26 protein-coding genes are annotated in these 17,275 nt (G+C 50.5%); 24 read left to right on the top strand and 2 right to left on the bottom strand.

From position 1 onward, the window contains the following. Positions 1 to 56 precede the first annotated feature (56 nt). From rplR to DL346_RS28190, 21 genes are all read left to right on the top strand, one after another. Positions 57 to 425, top strand: a complete 369-nt coding sequence (gene rplR / locus DL346_RS28290; protein ID WP_112885751.1) for a 50S ribosomal protein L18 — start codon at positions 57 to 59, stop codon at positions 423 to 425. Between the two features lie 31 nt (positions 426 to 456). Beyond that, positions 457 to 954, top strand: coding sequence for a 30S ribosomal protein S5 (rpsE, locus tag DL346_RS28285; protein ID WP_112885750.1), 498 nt, complete (start codon positions 457 to 459; stop codon positions 952 to 954). 13 nt (positions 955 to 967) lie between these two features. Next, positions 968 to 1,153 carry a 50S ribosomal protein L30 gene (gene rpmD, locus DL346_RS28280; RefSeq protein ID WP_090986308.1) on the top strand — a complete coding sequence of 62 codons (186 nt, stop codon included), beginning with the start codon at positions 968 to 970 and terminating at the stop codon, positions 1,151 to 1,153. Between the two features lie 119 nt (positions 1,154 to 1,272). Next, positions 1,273 to 1,713: a 50S ribosomal protein L15 gene (gene rplO, locus DL346_RS28275; protein ID WP_112885749.1), complete on the top strand. Its 441-nt coding sequence runs from the start codon at positions 1,273 to 1,275 to the stop codon at positions 1,711 to 1,713. Continuing rightward, positions 1,714 to 3,012, top strand: coding sequence for a preprotein translocase subunit SecY (gene secY / locus DL346_RS28270; protein ID WP_112885748.1), 1,299 nt, complete (start codon positions 1,714 to 1,716; stop codon positions 3,010 to 3,012). A gap of 86 nt (positions 3,013 to 3,098) precedes the next feature. Beyond that, the gene (locus tag DL346_RS28265) at positions 3,099 to 3,752 is read left to right on the top strand and encodes an adenylate kinase (RefSeq protein WP_112885747.1); all 654 of its coding nucleotides are present in this window, start codon (positions 3,099 to 3,101) and stop codon (positions 3,750 to 3,752) included. Continuing rightward, positions 3,749 to 4,510, top strand: coding sequence for a type I methionyl aminopeptidase (gene map / locus DL346_RS28260; RefSeq protein ID WP_112885746.1), 762 nt, complete (start codon positions 3,749 to 3,751; stop codon positions 4,508 to 4,510). The genes DL346_RS28265 and map overlap by 4 nt, the downstream gene beginning before the upstream one ends. A gap of 14 nt (positions 4,511 to 4,524) precedes the next feature. Continuing rightward, positions 4,525 to 4,797, top strand: coding sequence for a KOW domain-containing RNA-binding protein (locus tag DL346_RS28255; protein ID WP_112885795.1), 273 nt, complete (start codon positions 4,525 to 4,527; stop codon positions 4,795 to 4,797). Positions 4,798 to 4,799: 2 nt separating this feature from the next. Then, positions 4,800 to 5,015: a translation initiation factor IF-1 gene (gene infA, locus DL346_RS28250; protein WP_015847200.1), complete on the top strand. Its 216-nt coding sequence runs from the start codon at positions 4,800 to 4,802 to the stop codon at positions 5,013 to 5,015. Positions 5,016 to 5,065: 50 nt separating this feature from the next. Beyond that, positions 5,066 to 5,179, top strand: coding sequence for a 50S ribosomal protein L36 (gene rpmJ, locus DL346_RS28245; protein ID WP_003333770.1), 114 nt, complete (start codon positions 5,066 to 5,068; stop codon positions 5,177 to 5,179). Between the two features lie 17 nt (positions 5,180 to 5,196). Then, the gene (gene rpsM / locus DL346_RS28240; RefSeq protein WP_112885745.1) at positions 5,197 to 5,565 is read left to right on the top strand and encodes a 30S ribosomal protein S13; all 369 of its coding nucleotides are present in this window, start codon (positions 5,197 to 5,199) and stop codon (positions 5,563 to 5,565) included. Between the two features lie 19 nt (positions 5,566 to 5,584). After that, a complete protein-coding gene (gene rpsK / locus DL346_RS28235) occupies positions 5,585 to 5,980 on the top strand; it encodes a 30S ribosomal protein S11 (protein WP_112885744.1) in 396 nt (131 codons plus the stop codon). A 126-nt stretch (positions 5,981 to 6,106) separates the two neighbouring features. Then, positions 6,107 to 7,051, top strand: a complete 945-nt coding sequence (locus tag DL346_RS28230) for a DNA-directed RNA polymerase subunit alpha (RefSeq protein WP_112885743.1) — start codon at positions 6,107 to 6,109, stop codon at positions 7,049 to 7,051. A gap of 52 nt (positions 7,052 to 7,103) precedes the next feature. Further along, on the top strand, positions 7,104 to 7,466 hold the full coding sequence (rplQ, locus tag DL346_RS28225) for a 50S ribosomal protein L17 (RefSeq protein WP_112885742.1): 363 nt from the start codon (positions 7,104 to 7,106) through the stop codon (positions 7,464 to 7,466). Positions 7,467 to 7,584: 118 nt separating this feature from the next. Continuing rightward, a complete protein-coding gene (gene truA, locus DL346_RS28220) occupies positions 7,585 to 8,325 on the top strand; it encodes a tRNA pseudouridine(38-40) synthase TruA (protein ID WP_112885741.1) in 741 nt (246 codons plus the stop codon). 223 nt (positions 8,326 to 8,548) lie between these two features. Beyond that, positions 8,549 to 8,986 (top strand): 50S ribosomal protein L13, encoded by a 438-nt coding sequence (gene rplM, locus DL346_RS28215; RefSeq protein ID WP_112885740.1) that lies wholly within the window; start codon positions 8,549 to 8,551, stop codon positions 8,984 to 8,986. 18 nt (positions 8,987 to 9,004) lie between these two features. After that, positions 9,005 to 9,397 (top strand): 30S ribosomal protein S9, encoded by a 393-nt coding sequence (gene rpsI / locus DL346_RS28210; protein WP_090986288.1) that lies wholly within the window; start codon positions 9,005 to 9,007, stop codon positions 9,395 to 9,397. 148 nt (positions 9,398 to 9,545) lie between these two features. Next, entirely contained in the window at positions 9,546 to 10,238 is a 693-nt protein-coding gene (locus DL346_RS28205; protein ID WP_112885739.1) for a phosphoadenylyl-sulfate reductase, read from the top strand. Between the two features lie 34 nt (positions 10,239 to 10,272). Next, positions 10,273 to 11,439 carry a sulfate adenylyltransferase gene (sat, locus tag DL346_RS28200; RefSeq protein ID WP_112885738.1) on the top strand — a complete coding sequence of 389 codons (1,167 nt, stop codon included), beginning with the start codon at positions 10,273 to 10,275 and terminating at the stop codon, positions 11,437 to 11,439. A 103-nt stretch (positions 11,440 to 11,542) separates the two neighbouring features. Beyond that, positions 11,543 to 12,340, top strand: coding sequence for an N-acetylmuramoyl-L-alanine amidase CwlD (gene cwlD, locus DL346_RS28195; protein WP_112885737.1), 798 nt, complete (start codon positions 11,543 to 11,545; stop codon positions 12,338 to 12,340). Between the two features lie 103 nt (positions 12,341 to 12,443). Beyond that, positions 12,444 to 13,577, top strand: a complete 1,134-nt coding sequence (locus DL346_RS28190) for a P-loop NTPase (RefSeq protein ID WP_112885794.1) — start codon at positions 12,444 to 12,446, stop codon at positions 13,575 to 13,577. 76 nt (positions 13,578 to 13,653) lie between these two features. Here DL346_RS28190 and gerD read toward each other — a convergent pair whose 3' ends face one another. Beyond that, a complete protein-coding gene (gene gerD, locus DL346_RS28185; RefSeq protein WP_165822714.1) occupies positions 13,654 to 14,361 on the bottom strand; it encodes a spore germination lipoprotein GerD in 708 nt (235 codons plus the stop codon). Between the two features lie 157 nt (positions 14,362 to 14,518). Between gerD and DL346_RS28180 the strand changes: the two genes are divergently transcribed. Continuing rightward, positions 14,519 to 15,154: a KinB-signaling pathway activation protein gene (locus DL346_RS28180; protein WP_165822713.1), complete on the top strand. Its 636-nt coding sequence runs from the start codon at positions 14,519 to 14,521 to the stop codon at positions 15,152 to 15,154. Between the two features lie 13 nt (positions 15,155 to 15,167). Here the strand turns inward: DL346_RS28180 and pdaB are convergent, their stop codons facing one another. Continuing rightward, entirely contained in the window at positions 15,168 to 15,971 is an 804-nt protein-coding gene (gene pdaB / locus DL346_RS28175; protein WP_112885735.1) for a polysaccharide deacetylase family sporulation protein PdaB, read from the bottom strand. A 108-nt stretch (positions 15,972 to 16,079) separates the two neighbouring features. Between pdaB and DL346_RS28170 the strand changes: the two genes are divergently transcribed. After that, a complete protein-coding gene (locus tag DL346_RS28170; RefSeq protein WP_112885734.1) occupies positions 16,080 to 16,694 on the top strand; it encodes a stage II sporulation protein M in 615 nt (204 codons plus the stop codon). Between the two features lie 168 nt (positions 16,695 to 16,862). Then, complete coding sequence (locus tag DL346_RS28165; protein ID WP_112885733.1) at positions 16,863 to 17,084, top strand: hypothetical protein; 222 nt, start codon at positions 16,863 to 16,865, stop codon at positions 17,082 to 17,084. Positions 17,085 to 17,275 lie beyond the last annotated feature (191 nt).

Here is a 17,275-nt window from a genome sequence, read left to right as displayed (position 1 = left end):
TAAAGCTGCTTGATCGGATAGCTTCATAAGGACACAAGGAAAGGAGTGTACAACGAATGATTACAAAAGGCGATAAAAACAAAGCGCGTCTCAAACGTCACCTGCGTGTGCGTAAGAAAATCAACGGAACTACGCAGCGTCCGCGTCTCTCTGTATTCCGTTCCTCCAAGCACATCTACGCTCAACTGATTGATGATGTTCAAGGCGTAACGGTCGCATCTGCGTCCACGCTTGACAAAGAAGTCGCAGAGCAATTCAGCAATGGCGGCAACATCGAGGCAGCTCGCAAAATCGGCGAAGTCATCGCAGCTCGCGCTAAAGCGAAAGGCGTTGACCAAGTGGTTTTCGACCGCGGAGGTTACTTGTACCATGGCAGAATTCAAGCACTGGCTGATGCAGCTCGCGAAGCAGGACTTGAGTTTTAAACGATAATACTTATGAAGGAGGTAAGTCGACTTGCGTATCGATCCAAATACGTTGGAACTATCTGAAAAAGTAGTTCAAATCAACCGTGTAGCGAAAGTAGTAAAAGGCGGACGCCGTTTCAGCTTCAGCGCGCTGGTAGTTGTAGGTGACGGTAAAGGATATGTCGGCGCAGGGATCGGTAAAGCTGGCGAGGTACCGGATGCAATCCGCAAAGGTATCGAAGATGCGAAGAAAAACCTGATCCATGTTCCACTCGTAAAAACAACAATCCCACATCAAGTGCTCGGACACTTCGGCGCTGGCCGCGTATTGCTTAAACCAGCATCTGAAGGTACTGGAGTAATTGCAGGCGGTCCGGTTCGTGCCGTTCTTGAGCTTGCAGGTGTAGGCGACATTCTGACCAAATCGCTTGGTTCTTCTAACTCCATGAACATGGTTAACGCGACACTCGAAGGACTTTCCCGTCTGAAGCGTGCCGAGGACGTTGCTAAACTTCGTGGCAAAACTGTAAAAGAGCTTTTGGGCTAAGGAGGAGAATACGATGGCAAAATTGCAAATCACCCTCGTTCGCAGCCTGATCGGTCGTAACGAGAAACAGCGTGCGACTGTTGCTACGCTCGGTCTTCGCAAAATTCGTCAATCGGTTGTCCACAGTGACAGCCCAGCTATCCGTGGCATGATCACTCATGTCAGCCACTTGGTTAAAGTGGAAGAAGTACAAGCTTAATTAATGGCTTAAACCAGATATATCGCTTCAACAAGTGTGCTTTCAAGACGAGTTTTGCCTAACGAAAGGCCGAACTCGTACAGAAAGCAACGCAAAACCATAAGGAGGTGCAACGCACGATGAAATTGCATGAACTTTCACCAGCACCGGGTTCTCGTAAAGAGGGCTTCCGTAAAGGCCGTGGTATCGGTAGCGGTAACGGTAAAACAGCCGGTCGCGGTCACAAAGGTCAAAATGCTCGTTCCGGCGGCGGCGTTCGCCCAGGATTCGAGGGCGGTCAGAACCCATTGTACCGTCGTTTGCCTAAGCGCGGCTTCAATAACCCGTTCCGTAAAGAGTATGCGATTGTGAACATCGATGAGTTGAACGGCTTTGCAGCTGGCACAGAAGTAACACCTGAGCTGCTGCTTGAGCAAGGTATCGTTAAGAACCCACAGAGCGGAATCAAGATCTTGGGTAACGGCGAAATCACAGTTCAACTTACGGTAAAAGCAAGCAAGTTCTCTCAATCTGCGGTAGAGAAAATCCAGGCTGCCGGCGGTAAAACCGAGGTGATCTAATTGATCAAGACCGTGTCCAACATTTGGAAAGTGGAAGACCTTCGCAAGCGGATCCTGTTCACGTTGTTCATCTTGTTAGTTTATCGTATCGGTTCCTTCATTCCGGTGCCGGGCGTTAACAAAGATGTATTTACAGCAACGAATCAGGCCGGTTCTGAATTGTTTGGTTTGCTCAATACGTTTTCCGGTGGTGCACTGTTCCAGTTCTCGATTTTCGCGATCGGGATCATGCCTTACATCACCTCATCGATCATCGTACAGCTCTTGTCGATGGACGTTATCCCTAAATTCGCTGAATGGGCGAAGGAAGGCGAGAACGGAAAACGCAAACTTGCTCAAATCACCCGTTACGGTACAATCGTTCTAGGCCTTGTACAAGGTTTCGGTACCGCAATCGGTTTTAACAGACAATATCAGTATGATATGATTCCTGGTGCAACGTTCACGGATTATATTATGATTGCGATAATCCTAACAGCAGGAACAGCCTTCCTAATGTGGCTCGGTGAGCAGATTACGGAGAGAGGCATCGGTAACGGGATTTCGATCCTCATCTTTGCCGGTATCGTAGCAGCAATACCTGGGCACATTCGTTCGATCTACACACAGGAATTTGTTGATGCAAGCAACCTTTTCCTTAACGTCTTCAAGGTAGTTCTGATCTTAGTTGCGGTCATCGCAATTATTGTCGGCGTTATCTTCGTACAGCAAGGGATTCGGAAAATTCCGGTTCAATACGCTAAACGTGTTGTTGGCCGGAAAATGTACGGTGGTCAATCGACCCACATTCCGCTGAAAGTTAACGGTGCAGGTGTTATCCCGGTTATCTTCGCAGTTTCGCTCCTGATGTTCCCGGTTACGATCGCGAACTTCTGGTCGACACAAGCTTGGGCAACATGGGTTCAGACTCATATGTACTACGACAAGCCGCTTGGCATGGTGTTGTACGTAATTCTGATTATCGCTTTCACGTTCTTCTACACGTTCGTGCAAATCAATCCGGTACAGATGGCCGATCAAATGAAGAAGAATGGTGGTTACATTCCGGGCATACGTCCAGGTAAACCAACATCCTCCTACATTACTCGCGTCATGTCGCGGATCACACTCAGCGGTGCGATCTTCCTGTCGATCATCTCGATCTTGCCGGTACTATTCGGCTCGCTCGCTGGATTGCCTCGTGACGTGCAGTTAGGCGGAACCTCGCTGCTTATCGTAATCGGTGTTGCACTGGATACAATGAAGCAAATCGAGACGCAATTGATCAAGCGCCACTATAAAGGGTTTATCAATAAATAACAATAGGTTCGCATGCGGGCTTCCGCACATCTACCATGTGGCGGGACCCGGCCGAGCCTATTATGTTTAAAGCGAGGAACACGCTAATGAACATCTTATTCATGGGCCCTCCGGGCGCTGGCAAAGGCACACAGGCGGAACGGATCGTGGACACTTTCAAAGTGCCGCACATTTCGACTGGCGATGCTTTCCGTTTGGCAATGAAGCAAGGCACGCCTCTCGGCGTTAAGGCAAAAGAATTCGTGGATCAAGGTCTTCTTGTTCCCGATGAAATTACGAACGGCATCGTTCGTGAGCGCCTTGCGCTTGAGGATTGCAACGGCGGCTTCCTGCTTGATGGATTTCCTCGTACGCTGCAGCAAGCCGAAGCGCTGGACGGGATGTTGGCTGAAATGGGACGCAGTATCGATCACGTTGTTAACTTGAAGGTTGACCGCGGTCTGCTGCTTGCGCGTCTGACCGGTCGTCGCATTTGTAAAGCATGCGGCTCCACTTACCATGTCATGTTCAACCCGCCGAAGCAAGAAGGCGTTTGTGATAAATGCGGCGGCGAGCTGTATCAGCGGTCAGACGATACGGAAGCAAAAGTAGGCACGCGTCTTGACGAATACATCTCCAAAACAGCTCCATTGCTTGATTACTACTCAAGCAAAGCGGTTTTGCGCGAAGTAGACGGCGAGAAGGAAATCGACGAAGTTACAGCTGACATCGTTAGCTGCCTGCGGGGAAAAGCAGAATGATCATTTGCAAGTCCGAATCGGAATTGCAACTTATGAGAATAGCTGGCCGAATTGTATCGGATACGCATCGCTTGCTCAAGCAAGCTATTCGTCCCGGCATTACGACCAAAGAGTTGGACGATATTGCTGAATCGTACATTCGCAGTCAGGACGCGATACCTTCTTTCAAAGGGTACAATCAATTTCCTGCCAGCATCTGCGCTTCTGTTAACAATGAGCTGGTTCACGGCATTCCAGATTCACGCAAGCTGAACGATGGCGACATCATCAGCATTGATATCGGTGCACAGTATCAAGGTTACCATGGCGATTCCGCCTGGACCTACGGTGTAGGGAATATTAGTGAAGAGTCCCAGCGGCTGCTCGACATTACAGAACAGTCGCTTTATGCGGGTCTCGCACTCGTGAAGCCGGATGTTCGCTTGTTTACCATCTCGCATGCGATTCAACAAGTGATTGAAGCTGCTGGTTTTTCGGTCGTTCGTGATTTTGTGGGGCATGGCATTGGTGCAGATCTGCACGAAGAACCGCAAATTCCGAACTATGGATTACCCGATCGCGGACCTCGTCTTAAACCAGGAATGGTATTGGCGATAGAGCCGATGGTCAACATCGGTGAGCGATATGTGCGTACGCTGGAGGACAATTGGACAGTCGTTACGCAGGATAACAGCTGGTGCGCTCACTTCGAGCACACGGTTGCCATCACGGCGGATGGCTGCGAAATTTTAACCCTATCCAGGGAGCAGGCAGGTTGAGTGCATTGGAATATATGCCGGAGATCGGCCGCGTAGTTAAGGTGCTTAGAGGAAAAGACGAAGGCTCATATGCCGTGATCGTTCAGGTTCTGGATGACCGTTTTGTCCTTGTAGCAGACGGTGACAAGCGGCGCTTCGATCAATCGAAGAAGAAGAACGTACTGCATCTTCTGATGCAACCGGTCGTCAGTCATGAAGTGGCTGACAGCATGCGGGAAACCGGCCGTGTTACTAACGCAAAGCTGCGTTATGCTATTCAGAAGGCTGTGCAAGGGAAAGGAGAATGACTATGGCCAAAGAAGACGTCATTGAAGTCGAAGGTACGGTCATCGAACCACTACCTAACGCCATGTTCAAGGTTGAACTTGAGAATGGACACCAAATCCTCGCCCACGTTTCGGGCAAGCTCAGAATGCATTTCATTCGCATTCTGACGGGAGATAAAGTAGTCATTCAATTGTCGCCTTATGATTTGTCTAGAGGACGCATTACCTATCGGAAGTAGGCCGCGCATGCGCCTGGTCTGCCGCCGAAAGAATTCGGGAGGTAATCACAATGAAGGTTAGACCGTCGGTCAAGCCGATTTGCGAGAAATGTAAAGTCATTCGCCGCAAAGGCAATGTTATGGTTATTTGTGAAAATCCGAAACACAAACAAAAACAAGGATAAAGGAGGGATAACGGTACATGGCACGTATTGCTGGTGTAGACTTACCGCGTGATAAGCGCGTTGTCATCGCTCTGACGTACATCTTCGGTATTGGCAGAACTACTGCTAATAAAATTCTGAGCACAACCGGTATTAGCGAAAATACTCGCGTTCGTGATCTGACGGAAGATGAAGTCAGCAAACTGCGCGAAACAATCGATAAAACGGTTAAAGTAGAGGGCGACCTTCGCCGTGAAATCTCGCTTAACATCAAACGTTTGATCGAGATCGGCTGCTACCGTGGTGTTCGTCACCGTCGTGGTCTTCCGGTTCGTGGTCAACGCACGAAAACTAATGCTCGTACGCGTAAAGGTCCTCGCCGGACTGTAGCGAACAAGAAGAAATAAGAAGGAGGGATAACCGAACATGGCTAAACCAAAAAAAGTGGTTCGTACGAAACGTCGTGACCGTAAAAATATTGACAGCGGCGTAGCACACATCCGCTCGACATTCAATAATACGATCGTTACGATTACAGATCCGCACGGAAACGCGATTTCTTGGGCAAGCTCGGGTAACCTCGGCTTTAAAGGTTCCCGTAAGAGCACGCCGTTCGCGGCTCAAATGGCTGCTGAATCCGCAGCAAAAGCGGCTATGGAACATGGCATGAAAACTGTCGAAGTAATGGTTAAAGGTCCTGGCGCAGGCCGCGAAGCAGCAATCCGTTCGCTTCAAGCCGCAGGTCTGGAAGTTAACCTTATTAAAGACGTTACTCCAGTTCCGCACAACGGATGCCGCCCGCCAAAACGTCGTCGCGTATAGTCAAAATTTGTGGTATCAAATTGCTGCAACTTGTGAATAATGGTTGTGAAGGTTTGCCATACTACATGATTTGACTGCAAACGCGATAATGGTAACGGAGCGACGTTTTGAGGGAGGGTACTATTAGTGATTGAGATCGAAAAGCCGAAAATCGAAACCGTAGAACTTAACGAGGATGGAACGTACGGACGGTTCGTTGTAGAGCCGCTTGAAAGAGGATACGGAGCGACGCTCGGGAATTCCCTTCGCCGGATCCTGCTGTCGTCGCTGCCTGGTGCAGCGGTAACCTCTGTTCAAATCGACGGTGTACTTCACGAGTTCTCTACGGTTCCAGGAGTGATGGAGGACGTAACCGAAATCATCCTGAATCTCAAAGGCCTCTCGCTAAAGATCCATTCCGACGAGGAGAAGGTATTGGAAATTGATGCGGAAGGCGAAGGCAACGTTACGGCTGGCGATATTCGCGCAGACAGCGATGTCGAGATTTTAAGCCCTGATCTTCATATCGCGACGCTGGCCTCCGGTGCACGGCTCCATATGCGGGTATTTGCAAACCGCGGACGCGGTTATGTGCAAGCAGATCGCAATAAGCGGGAAGATCAGCCGATCGGCGTCATCCCAGTAGATTCGATCTACACACCGATTACTCGTGTTAACTACACTGTTGAGAATACTCGTGTTGGTCAAGTGACCAACTACGACAAGCTCACACTTGAAGTTTGGACCGACGGAAGCATTCGACCGGAAGAGGCGGTTAGCCTCGGCGCCAAAATTTTGACTGAGCACCTGGATCTGTTCGTTGGCTTGACCGACGAAGCGAAAGATGCTGAGATCATGGTTGAGAAGGAAGAAGACAAGAAGGAGAAAGTACTTGAGATGACGATCGAAGAGCTCGATCTCTCGGTACGTTCTTACAACTGTCTGAAGCGTGCAGGAATCAACACCGTCCAAGAGCTGATCACGAAAACGGAAGAAGACATGATGAAGGTGCGTAACCTGGGTCGGAAGTCTTTGGAAGAAGTTCAAGAGAAGCTTGAAGAACTCGGTCTTGGCCTCCGCATGGAAGAATAACAAGCAGCGTAGACTAAAGGTCGTAAGACTGTTTTAAGGAGGGGAAATTTCGATGGCATATTCTAAATTGAGCCGTGACGCTAGCTCCCGGAAAGCATTGTTCCGTGATCTCGTCACTGACTTGTTCTTGTATGAGCGCATTCAAACGACTGAGGCGAAAGCGAAAGAGCTTCGTCCAATCGCTGAGAAGCTGATCACGCTTGCTAAGCGCGGCGATCTGCATGCGCGTCGTCAAGTTGCAGCTTTCGTTCGCCGTGAGACTCTTGGTGAACAGGATGCAATTCAAAAATTGTTCTCCGAACTGGCTACCCGTTACTCGGAGCGTGCGGGCGGATATACGCGTATCTTGAAACTAGGTCCTCGTCGCGGCGACGCGGCGCCTATGGTTTACTTGGAACTGGTTGATCGCGCGTAGAAAGAAGGGACGGCACTTGCGGCACTTTCGGTGTCGCAGTTGTTTCTTCTCGGAAAGGGTGGACCTAGCGGCCACCTTTTTTTGTTGCCCTTAAGCGAAAGCAGAGAGGAGGTGTGGGATGCGAAACATACGGATGGTTATCAGTTACGTCGGAACGACGTATCATGGCTTTCAGACACAGCCGATCGGGAATACGGTTCAGGATGTGCTGACGAAAGCGATTTACGTGTTGACGGGTGAGAAGGTCCACATCATTGCGTCCGGCAGAACGGATGCTGGCGTGCATGCCCGGGGGCAAGTGATTAATTTTCAGTGCGCCTCGCGTATTCCGATCGATCGTTGGGCGTTAGCGCTCAATGCCAGACTGCCGGATGACATTGCCGTCTTGAAGGCCGATGAAGTTCCGCTGGATTTTCATGCGAGCTACAACGCAAGACAGAAAACGTATCGGTATACCATCGATACGAACAAGTTTGCGGACGTGTTCGAGAGGAACTACCGTTTTCATTATCCCATGCCTCTTCGTTTGCCGGAGATGAGAGAAGCCTTGTCCGCCTTGATCGGTACACATGATTTCACTTCCTTTGCGTCGCTTCGTTCGACGAAAGTGTCTCATGTTCGTACGATCTCGGATGCGAAACTGATGGATAGCGAAGGGAAGCTGGAGCTATTCATAACAGGTGACGGCTTTCTCTACAATATGGTAAGAATCATTATGGGCACCTTGCTTTGGGTTGGGGAAGGCAAGCTTGACGCTTCAGATTTCAAGCGGATCTTGGAGGCGAAGGATCGATCTTTGGCGGGTCCGACTGCCATGTCTCATGGACTGACCCTTTGGGAAGTCGTATACGATAATTAACCTCGTTTACCAGTCCTTTCATGGCATAAAGCCTAAATAATTTACTTGCACTTGTCTCTTCAGTGTAGTAGAATATAACTTGTGCTTTCTTAGTGGCTCTCCCACAGCCCCGACTAAGATCGCCATCCAATTGCAACATCTAAAAGAGTAAATGAGCCGTATAAAACGGTAATGTAACATTATACATGAGAACGATTGTTTGAATGAAGAAGGAGGATCATCCATGCGCACTACCTACATGGCTAAGCCAAATGAAGTTGAACGCAAATGGTACGTCATTGACGCAGAAGGCAAAACGCTTGGCCGCCTTGCGAGCGAAGCTGCTAGCCTGATCCGCGGCAAGCACAAACCACAATTTACTCCACACGTTGACACAGGCGATTTCGTCGTTGTTATCAACGCGGAGAAAATTCACCTGACAGGTAAGAAACTGCAAAACAAAATGTACTACCGTCACTCCATGTACCAAGGCGGACTTAAAGTAACTCCGGCTCAGGACATGATCAAGAACAAGCCAGAGCAAGTGTTGGAGCAAGCGATCCACGGCATGCTTCCAAAAAACCGCTTGGGCGACAAAATGAAGCTTAAGCTTAAAGTATACGCAGGATCGGAACACCCGCATGCAGCACAAAATCCAGAAGTTTACGAACTTCGCGGTTAATAAGGGGAGGACAGTTTCATGGCACAAGTTCAATACTATGGAACCGGTCGTCGTAAACACTCTGTAGCACGTGTACGTCTCGTGCCGGGTGAAGGACGAATCATTATCAACAAACGTGACCTGAATGATTACTTCGGTTTGGAAACACTGAAGCTGATCGTTAAACAACCGCTTGCTCTTACTGAGACAGCAAGCAAATACGACATCTTGGTTATCGCACACGGCGGCGGTATCTCCGGTCAAGCCGGCGCTATCCGTCACGGCATCTCCCGCGCTCTGCTTAAAGCAGATCCGGAATTCCGTCCAGCACTTAAACGTGCGGGCTTCCTGACTCGTGACCCACGTATGAAAGAACGTAAAAAATACGGTCTTAAAGCGGCACGTCGCGCGCCACAATTCTCGAAACGTTAATACAGCCTTACTCGAATGCCTTCTCTGCTTGCAGAGGAGGCATTTTTTCATCATATTGGCTGATTTAAAACATTGAACAATTCGCGCAATGGACGTATAATTTAATGTAGATTGATTTACTAGGAATTTAATATGGAGGGGCATCATCATGAACTTGTTTGAAAAAGAAGCGCTCATCAAGCAAAAAGCGGAAGAACTCGAAACCGCGACGCCACAGGAAATTATTAAGTTCGCCGTTGAAACATTCCCGAACATTACCTTCGCATGCAGTTTTGGCGCGGAAGATGTCGTGCTTGTCGATATGCTGCAAAAAATCAGCCCGAAGACAGATATTTTCTATCTGGATACGGACTTTCACTTCAAAGAAACGTATGAGACGCGCGATAAGCTGGAGGAAATCTACAACCTGAAATTCGTGCGCGTATCTCCAGCGATTACGCCGGAAGAGCAAGCCGCGCAATTTGGCGAAGAGTTGTGGAAATCGAATGCAACACACTGCTGCAATATCCGCAAGGTGGATCCGCTCACGCAAATTCTTTCCAAATATGAAGCTTGGATCACAGGCATCCGCCGCGACCAAGCGCCTACTCGTGCGAATGCGAAGAAGATCGAGTACGATACGAAATTCGGTTTGGTGAAATTCAACCCAATTGCAAACTGGACATCCGAGGATGTATGGCAATACATCCGCGAAAATAACGTTTTCTACAATCCGCTGCATGACAACCACTATCCAAGCATCGGCTGCGAGTACTGCACGCGCCAGGTTATGCCGGGCGAAGATCCTCGTGCCGGACGTTGGTCGGGTCAAGAGAAAACTGAATGCGGACTGCATAAATAAGAAATTGAAAAACTTTTAGGAGGCAACAGGAGCTATGAGCAGCATTAAGCCACACGGCGGCGTACTCGTCAACCGAGTCGCAAGCGGAGCAGAGCGCGATGCGCTGCTGGCAGAGGCAGCAGCACTACCGGTCATCATTTTGAATACTTGGGCAGTATCGGATTTGGATCTTATCGGCGTCGGCGCGTTTTCCCCGCTGACCGGCTTTTTGAATGAAGCGGATTACCGTTCGGTCGTTGAGCGGATGCGCCTTGCTGACGGAACGGTTTGGAGCATTCCGATCACGCTTGCCGTCGAAGAAGCGAAGGCTTCCGAGCTTTCCGCTGGACAGCGTGCTGCGCTAGTTGGCGAAGACGGCATTGTATATGGCACTATCGATATCGAAAGCATCTACAGCGTCGATCAGAAGCACGAAGCGGTGAACGTGTTCAAGACGGACGATATTGCGCACCCTGGCGTTGCGAAGCTTTACGGCCGTCCTAACACCTATGTAGGCGGTCCAATCACGGTATTGAACCGTCCGGTGCCGGAGAAGTTCAATGAGTTCTATTTTGATCCGGCTGAGACGAGAAGAATCTTTGCAGAGAAAGGCTGGCGCACGATTGTCGGTTTCCAAACGCGCAACCCGGTACACCGCGCGCATGAGTATATCCAGAAGTGCGCAATGGAAATCGTTGATGCGCTGTTCCTGAATCCGCTTGTTGGCGAAACGAAATCGGATGACGTTCCTGCTAACGTTCGGATGAAAAGCTACATTGCTTTGCTGGAGAACTATTACCCAGCCGATCGCACGTTCCTTGGCGTATTCCCTGCGGCTATGCGCTATGCAGGCCCGCGCGAAGCGATTTTCCATGCGATGGTGCGCAAAAATTACGGCTGCACGCACTTTATCGTAGGCCGCGACCACGCAGGCGTAGGCGACTACTACGGCACGTACGAGGCGCAGGAGCTGCTCCGCACGTTTACGCCTGAAGAGCTCGGCATTACCCCGCTGTACTTCGAGCACAGCTTCTTCTGCACAAAGTGCGGCAATATGGCTTCAAGCAAAACGTGCCCGCACGGCAAAGAAGACCACTTGACGCTGTCCGGTACGAAAGTACGCGCGCTGCTGCGCGACGGCGTTTGCCCTCCTCCGGAATTCTCGCGTCCGGAAGTGGCGAAAATTTTGATTGAAGGCATGGCCGAACAACCAGTGAATTAATTTCCAGGTTCGCATAACGGGCCACCTCGTCCCATAGGATGATAAAGAGTACAGGACAACTCCTGTGCATGATCATCGCATGGAGATTGGGGTGGCTTTTTGTATGCGTGGAGTACGAAAGCGTTTCGTCATCTGGATAACGTACCGCGGAGCTGTACGCATTTCTTTGGGCGTGGTTGCGGTGATGTTAACCGTGATCCTGCTGACGCAGAAAGTGCCCGCCTCGCGAACATGGACGTACTGGACACTGCCTTTATCCGGCAAAATCATTGCGATTGATGCAGGACACGGCGGTGTAGACGGAGGCGCGGTCAGCAAGCAGGGGATGGTGGAGAAGGACCTCAATTTGGCCATTGCCTTGCAACTGCGGGATTACTTGCAGCAGGCCGGGGCGATCGTCGTCATGACGCGGGAGGGCGATTATGATTTGGCGGATGAAGGGACGTCCAAGATCAGCAAGCGGAAGACGCAGGACCTCGTCAATCGGGTGAAATTCATTAAAGACAAGAACGCCTCCTTGCTGCTTAGCATTCACATGAACAGCATACCATCGCCGCGATGGTCCGGCGCGCAAACCTTCTTCTACCCGAACCTGCCGGAAAATGCGGTGCTCGCTTCGCTGATTCAAGACGAGATCCGGAGGAACCTGGCGAATACGGACCGGGTTGCGGCTACGGTAAATACCGTCTATCTGCTCAAGGCGATGGACGAGGTGCCCAGCGCGCTCGTGGAGGTTGGCTTCCTGTCCAATCCGGGCGAGGCGGCAAGGCTGGCGGATGCGGAATACCAGAAAAAGGTGGCCGCGTCGATTTATCAGGGTATCCTGCGGTTTACGGCAGGAGAGAAGTGGGGGACTTCCACCGGGGCGGATGCCGGGGCTGACGCGGCCGGCAGCGAATAACCGCGGCTTGGAACAGGGTCTTGGTCTTGATATAATGGAGCAAGTACATCCTTATGAGCTGATATAAGCGCAATTATTCAAGGACAAGAGGAGACGAATGATCATGTTGACCCGCGTAGAAGCATTAGAGGCCGCCGAAGCTGCGGCGGCCCCATATAATGCGGAAGGCAGCCGTATCACCTTCCGCGATGTGATGGTTAAGGACGGTCAAGTATCGTTGACGGTCCTAGGAGCAGGCGCTGGCGCGCAGCACGCGCTTGAGGCTGCGCTGCAAGCGGCGCTTGCAGCCGCCGGCGCCGAAACCGTGCACTGCCGGTTTCGCGCCGGCGAAGGCGCGCCTGCGGCGCAGCAGCCCGCGGCTGCGCAGGCCGCCGCGGGCGGCCCAGGCCCTGGCGGCGCCGCCAAGGCAGCGCCGCAGCAGGCCGCAGGCCCAGGCCCCGTACGAGGGCACGGGGCCGGGCTGGAGGCACACCCGCTGCTGAACGCCAGCAGCGGGGTGCAGTTCATTGCCGTCGCCAGCGGCAAGGGCGGCGTCGGCAAGTCCACGGTGACCGTCAATCTCGCGGTCGCCTTAGCCCGCAAGGGCAAGCGAGTCGGCATAATCGATGCCGACATTTACGGCTTCAGCGTACCTGATATGATGGGCATCGAGGAGCGCCCGCAGGTCGTGAACGAACGCGTCATTCCGATTGAGAAGTTCGGCGTTCGCGTTATGTCGATGGGCTTCTTCGTCGAAGATAATGCGCCGATCGTTTGGCGGGGCCCTATGCTCGGCAAGATGCTCCGCAATTTCTTTGCGGAAATTGAATGGGGCGAGCTCGACTACCTGCTGCTTGATCTGCCGCCGGGTACGGGCGACGTCGCATTGGATGTGCATCAGCTGATTCCGCATAGCAAGGAAATCATCGTGACGACGCCGCATGCAACGGCCGCATTCGTTGCGGCACGCGCAGGCGCGATGGCGATTAAGACCGAGCACGAGATTATCGGGATCGTGGAAAACATGTCCTACTACGTAAGCAAAAGCGGCGAGCATGAATACGTCTTCGGCCGCGGGGGCGGGGCAAGGCTGGCGGAGTCGCTCAATGCCGAGCTGCTGGCGCAAATTCCGCTCGGCGCGCCGGACAACCATGTGTCCGAGCCGGATTTTGCTCCATCCGTATACAAGGCCGATACCGATACAGGCCGTCTATACTTAGACATCGCCGAGCGCGTGATCGCCAAGTGCGAGGCCTAAGAGCCTTATACAAGCCTTAACAAAAAAAGCCAGTATTCCGCATGCGGAGTACTGGCTTTTTGCTATCTAGACTTAATCAACCGCCGCCTTGATCACCCATACCGCCTTCTTCGCCCTCGCCGCCGCCGTCACCTTCGCCTTCACCTTCACCTTGGCCTTCGCCTTCACCGCCGCTTTTTTGCTTTTGAACCTTCTCGTCCGGTTTCGGTTTAAGTTCTTCATTGACGGCCTTCTTCAGAAGGTCTAGAATTTCCAAACGGAAAAGCGGGCTTTGCATCGATTCCTGCATAATGGTCATCACTTGCTTGCGATATTGGGTGCTTTGCAGCACTTCGAGGATCATTTTGTCCATCTCTGGACTTTTCATAACCTGGATTAGGTCTTTTTGGTACGTAGGATCCTTCAATAAATCCTTATGAATTTGTTTGTTTTGCTTGTTCACGGCCTTCGAGAATTCACCGGCGAAGCGGGGATCGGTCATCAGCTTCTGGATCACCTTATCGTATTCCGGCGAAACGAGCGTTTCTTTAACGGCTAATCGGACTTGCTCCTGATCTTGTACGGACAGCAGCTTTATACCTGATCCGCTGCCTCCTAGCGAAGCGGTAGCAGACTCTTGGAGCGCCTTTTGGGCGTCTTCGGTCTTCAGTATGTCAATTACCATGGACTTCATGTCTTTATAGCTGATGGGCTCGCTGGCTGTGCTGGTCGGCGCCGAACCGCAGCTTGACAGGATGAATGTCAGGACGATGAGGGCACTAAGCCATGCAGATCGTTTTAACATGATGTCAGTGTCTCCCTTCTGGAATTGCGGCATGTTGGTGTTTGTAGTATGCGACAATGTTCAACGTATTATCATGGAAGCGACATGGCTTTTTGCATCGGACATGGTAAAATGAAGGATAGTGTAGACATTATGAACATGGTGGAGTTGGAAAAACGTGAATTTACGAAAATGGTTCTTCTTATTTTGGAGCACAATGGCAGTAGGCGGAGTCGTCACGACGATTGTCGGAAGCGTGATGCAGTGGACCGATGCTTCCTTTGGCTTTATGGGCTTTGAGGCTGCGGGCTTTAACGCTCTCATGATGGCGCTGGTCGGCCTCCTGTTTGGTGCCTTCAGCCAAATGGGCTTCTTTGCCTACTTAACCTTGAATTACATCGCCCTTGGCGTTATTCGCAAAAACTACCTTTGGAACGCGCTGCAGGCTTACACGACGCTATTTATGCTCGGCATGATCGGGTACCTGTTGTACCTAGACCGCGTTAAGCTGGAGAACAACTTGATTTACTGGGTGCTTCCGCTTGGTTTGCTGTTTGCATCATGGGCCGTTGCTTCCTATAAGGCCAAGCTGACGAACAAAAACGCGTTTGTTCCGACGCTATTTCTTATGATTGTGGTGACGCTGCTTGAATCATGGCAAACCATTCGGGGCGAGGAGAGCAACGTGACGGCAATCATCTTTATGATCATTCCGATGTTCGCATGTAATGCCTACCAAATTCTGCTGCTGCACCGGCTCGTGCGCAAAGAACAAACAACCGACTCCGCATCGAATGCGAAGCCGGCTGTTTAATTTACCTGATGAACTATTGCATGGCTGAAGCGTCAAGCTGCTCGAACATGGTCGTTTTATCCTGCACCGTTTTGCCTTGGACTTCGGTTTGGGCAATCAACTCCGATACCGTGACGAATTCATAGCCTTTGGAACGCAGCTGATCGATAATCGCCGGCAGCGCTTCATGCGTCTGCTTTACGGAATCGCTGGCATGCATCAAAATAATATCGCCAGGGTGAGCTTTGCTGACCACGCGGTTAATGATTTTCTCCGTACCGATATTCATCCAGTCGAGCGAATCGGTATCCCACTGGATTACTTTATAATTCATCTGTTCTGCGATGCGTAGAACCCGTTTATCGAAATCGCCGTTCGGCAAGCGGATCAAGCTCGGCGTTTTGCCGGTAACGGACGTTAAAATATTTTGAGCCGTCTCGATTTGATTGCGGATTTCTTCATCGCTAAATGTGCTGTAATTGTCGTGCTTGTGGCCGTGACTGCCGATCTCGTAGCCGGCATCCACGATTTTTTTGACGATATCCGGATGCGTTTGGCTCCAAGGAGAGGAGAGGAAGAACGTCACGTTCTTCACTTCTTTCTGTTTCAAGACCTCCAGAATCGGTTCCGTTCGTTTCTCCCCCCAGCTGATATCAAACGTCAAAGCGATGACCTTCTTGTCGGTCGGCACACTGTAAATGGCCGCAGGCTGGTTCGGGGCAAATACGGTAATATTGTCTTTCTCCGCGTAGATGACACCGGCAGCGAACAAAATGCCGACCGTGGCAAGAAAATAACGCTTCAGCTTTCGTCCGTTCATCACATAAAACATATTCATCCCACTAGCGCTCCTCTCCGATTAGGGCTTGTTCTAGTACAATCTATGCTCGTACCACCAACTTATTCTTCGTTTCTTAAAAACAGCCCAAAGAGGTGATTTTAAGCCATGTTCGCCCCGAGAGAAGTGTTTCGTCATTTGCAGTCGATGCGGCATTATATAGCGTTCAGTACGATATTTCTATTGGCAGGCATCGTTGTAGGCGCGACCAATCCAGCTTTGGAAGCCTTTATCAACAGCCAGATGAGCGGCCTCCGGCAAATCGCGCAAAATATTAATGAAAGCTCCAATCCGACCTTGTATTTAATGCTGTTTATTTTCTTTAATAATGCGATCAAAGCGATTCTCGTCATGTACATAGGATCGTTATTTGGCATCGTGCCGATTGTGTTTTTGGCCATTAATGGAATGATGCTCGGCTATTTGATCAACAAGATGGCGGAGCAAGGAAGCGCGGAACTATTCACGATTGTGGTCAAAGGCTTGCTTCCTCATGGAATCATCGAGCTTGCAGCCATTGTTATAGCGTGCGCGTACGGGCTTAGATTCGGCAGAATGATGCTAAAAGGGCTCGGAACCCTCTTTACAAGGCGCAGCGGCTGGGGACAAGAGCTTGAGCAATATGTTCTGCGAACGCTGCCTGTCATGGTGCTAATTGTAATCATGTTAATAATTGCGGCCGTTATTGAAAGCACTGTGACAGTTTGGTTGCTCGGGAAGTAATAAATTTCCAATTAATTGAGCATAACAATAAAGCGGCGGTTATCGCGACATGCGATAAGCGCCGTTTTTGTAAGATGGAACCGGTTTGCACAGCCTTTCGAACAGAAGCGGGTTTCATCTTATCGGCCGATGTTTACGGCTGATCAATTGAAGGGGGCCGCTGGCGTTATGCTTGGAATTTTGTTCAACGACAAAGAATGTAAAGAACTCGACTACGTCCTACGCAAAGAACTTGACGAAATGCTGCTCGATTTGAACGATTCCCGGCTAGACGGCGATATCAAAACGGCGATCGCCAAACGATATAAGGTCATTTTCCGCATGTATGCCCGGATTGCTTCACCGAAGGAACTGTCGCGGTATGCGCTGAATATGCGATCGTACCGCTGATATCACAGGTTTATGAACATGTGCATAATTTTTTTAAAAAACCTCTTGCATTGTTTATAAACCCTGTGATATATTAATCAAGTCGCCGCTGAGACATGGGCGAACGAAACGAATGAATTTGTTCCTTGAAAACTGAACAATGAGCGACCTGTCAAAAGGTTTTAAAAACGGTGAAACGATGTTAGTCACTT

Source organism: Paenibacillus montanisoli (assembly GCF_003268025.1).
In the GTDB taxonomy this organism is placed as follows: domain Bacteria; phylum Bacillota; class Bacilli; order Paenibacillales; family Paenibacillaceae; genus Paenibacillus_Z; species Paenibacillus_Z montanisoli.
Note: the sequence above shows the minus strand (reverse complement) of the source record. Positions and strands in the feature narration are given on the sequence as shown.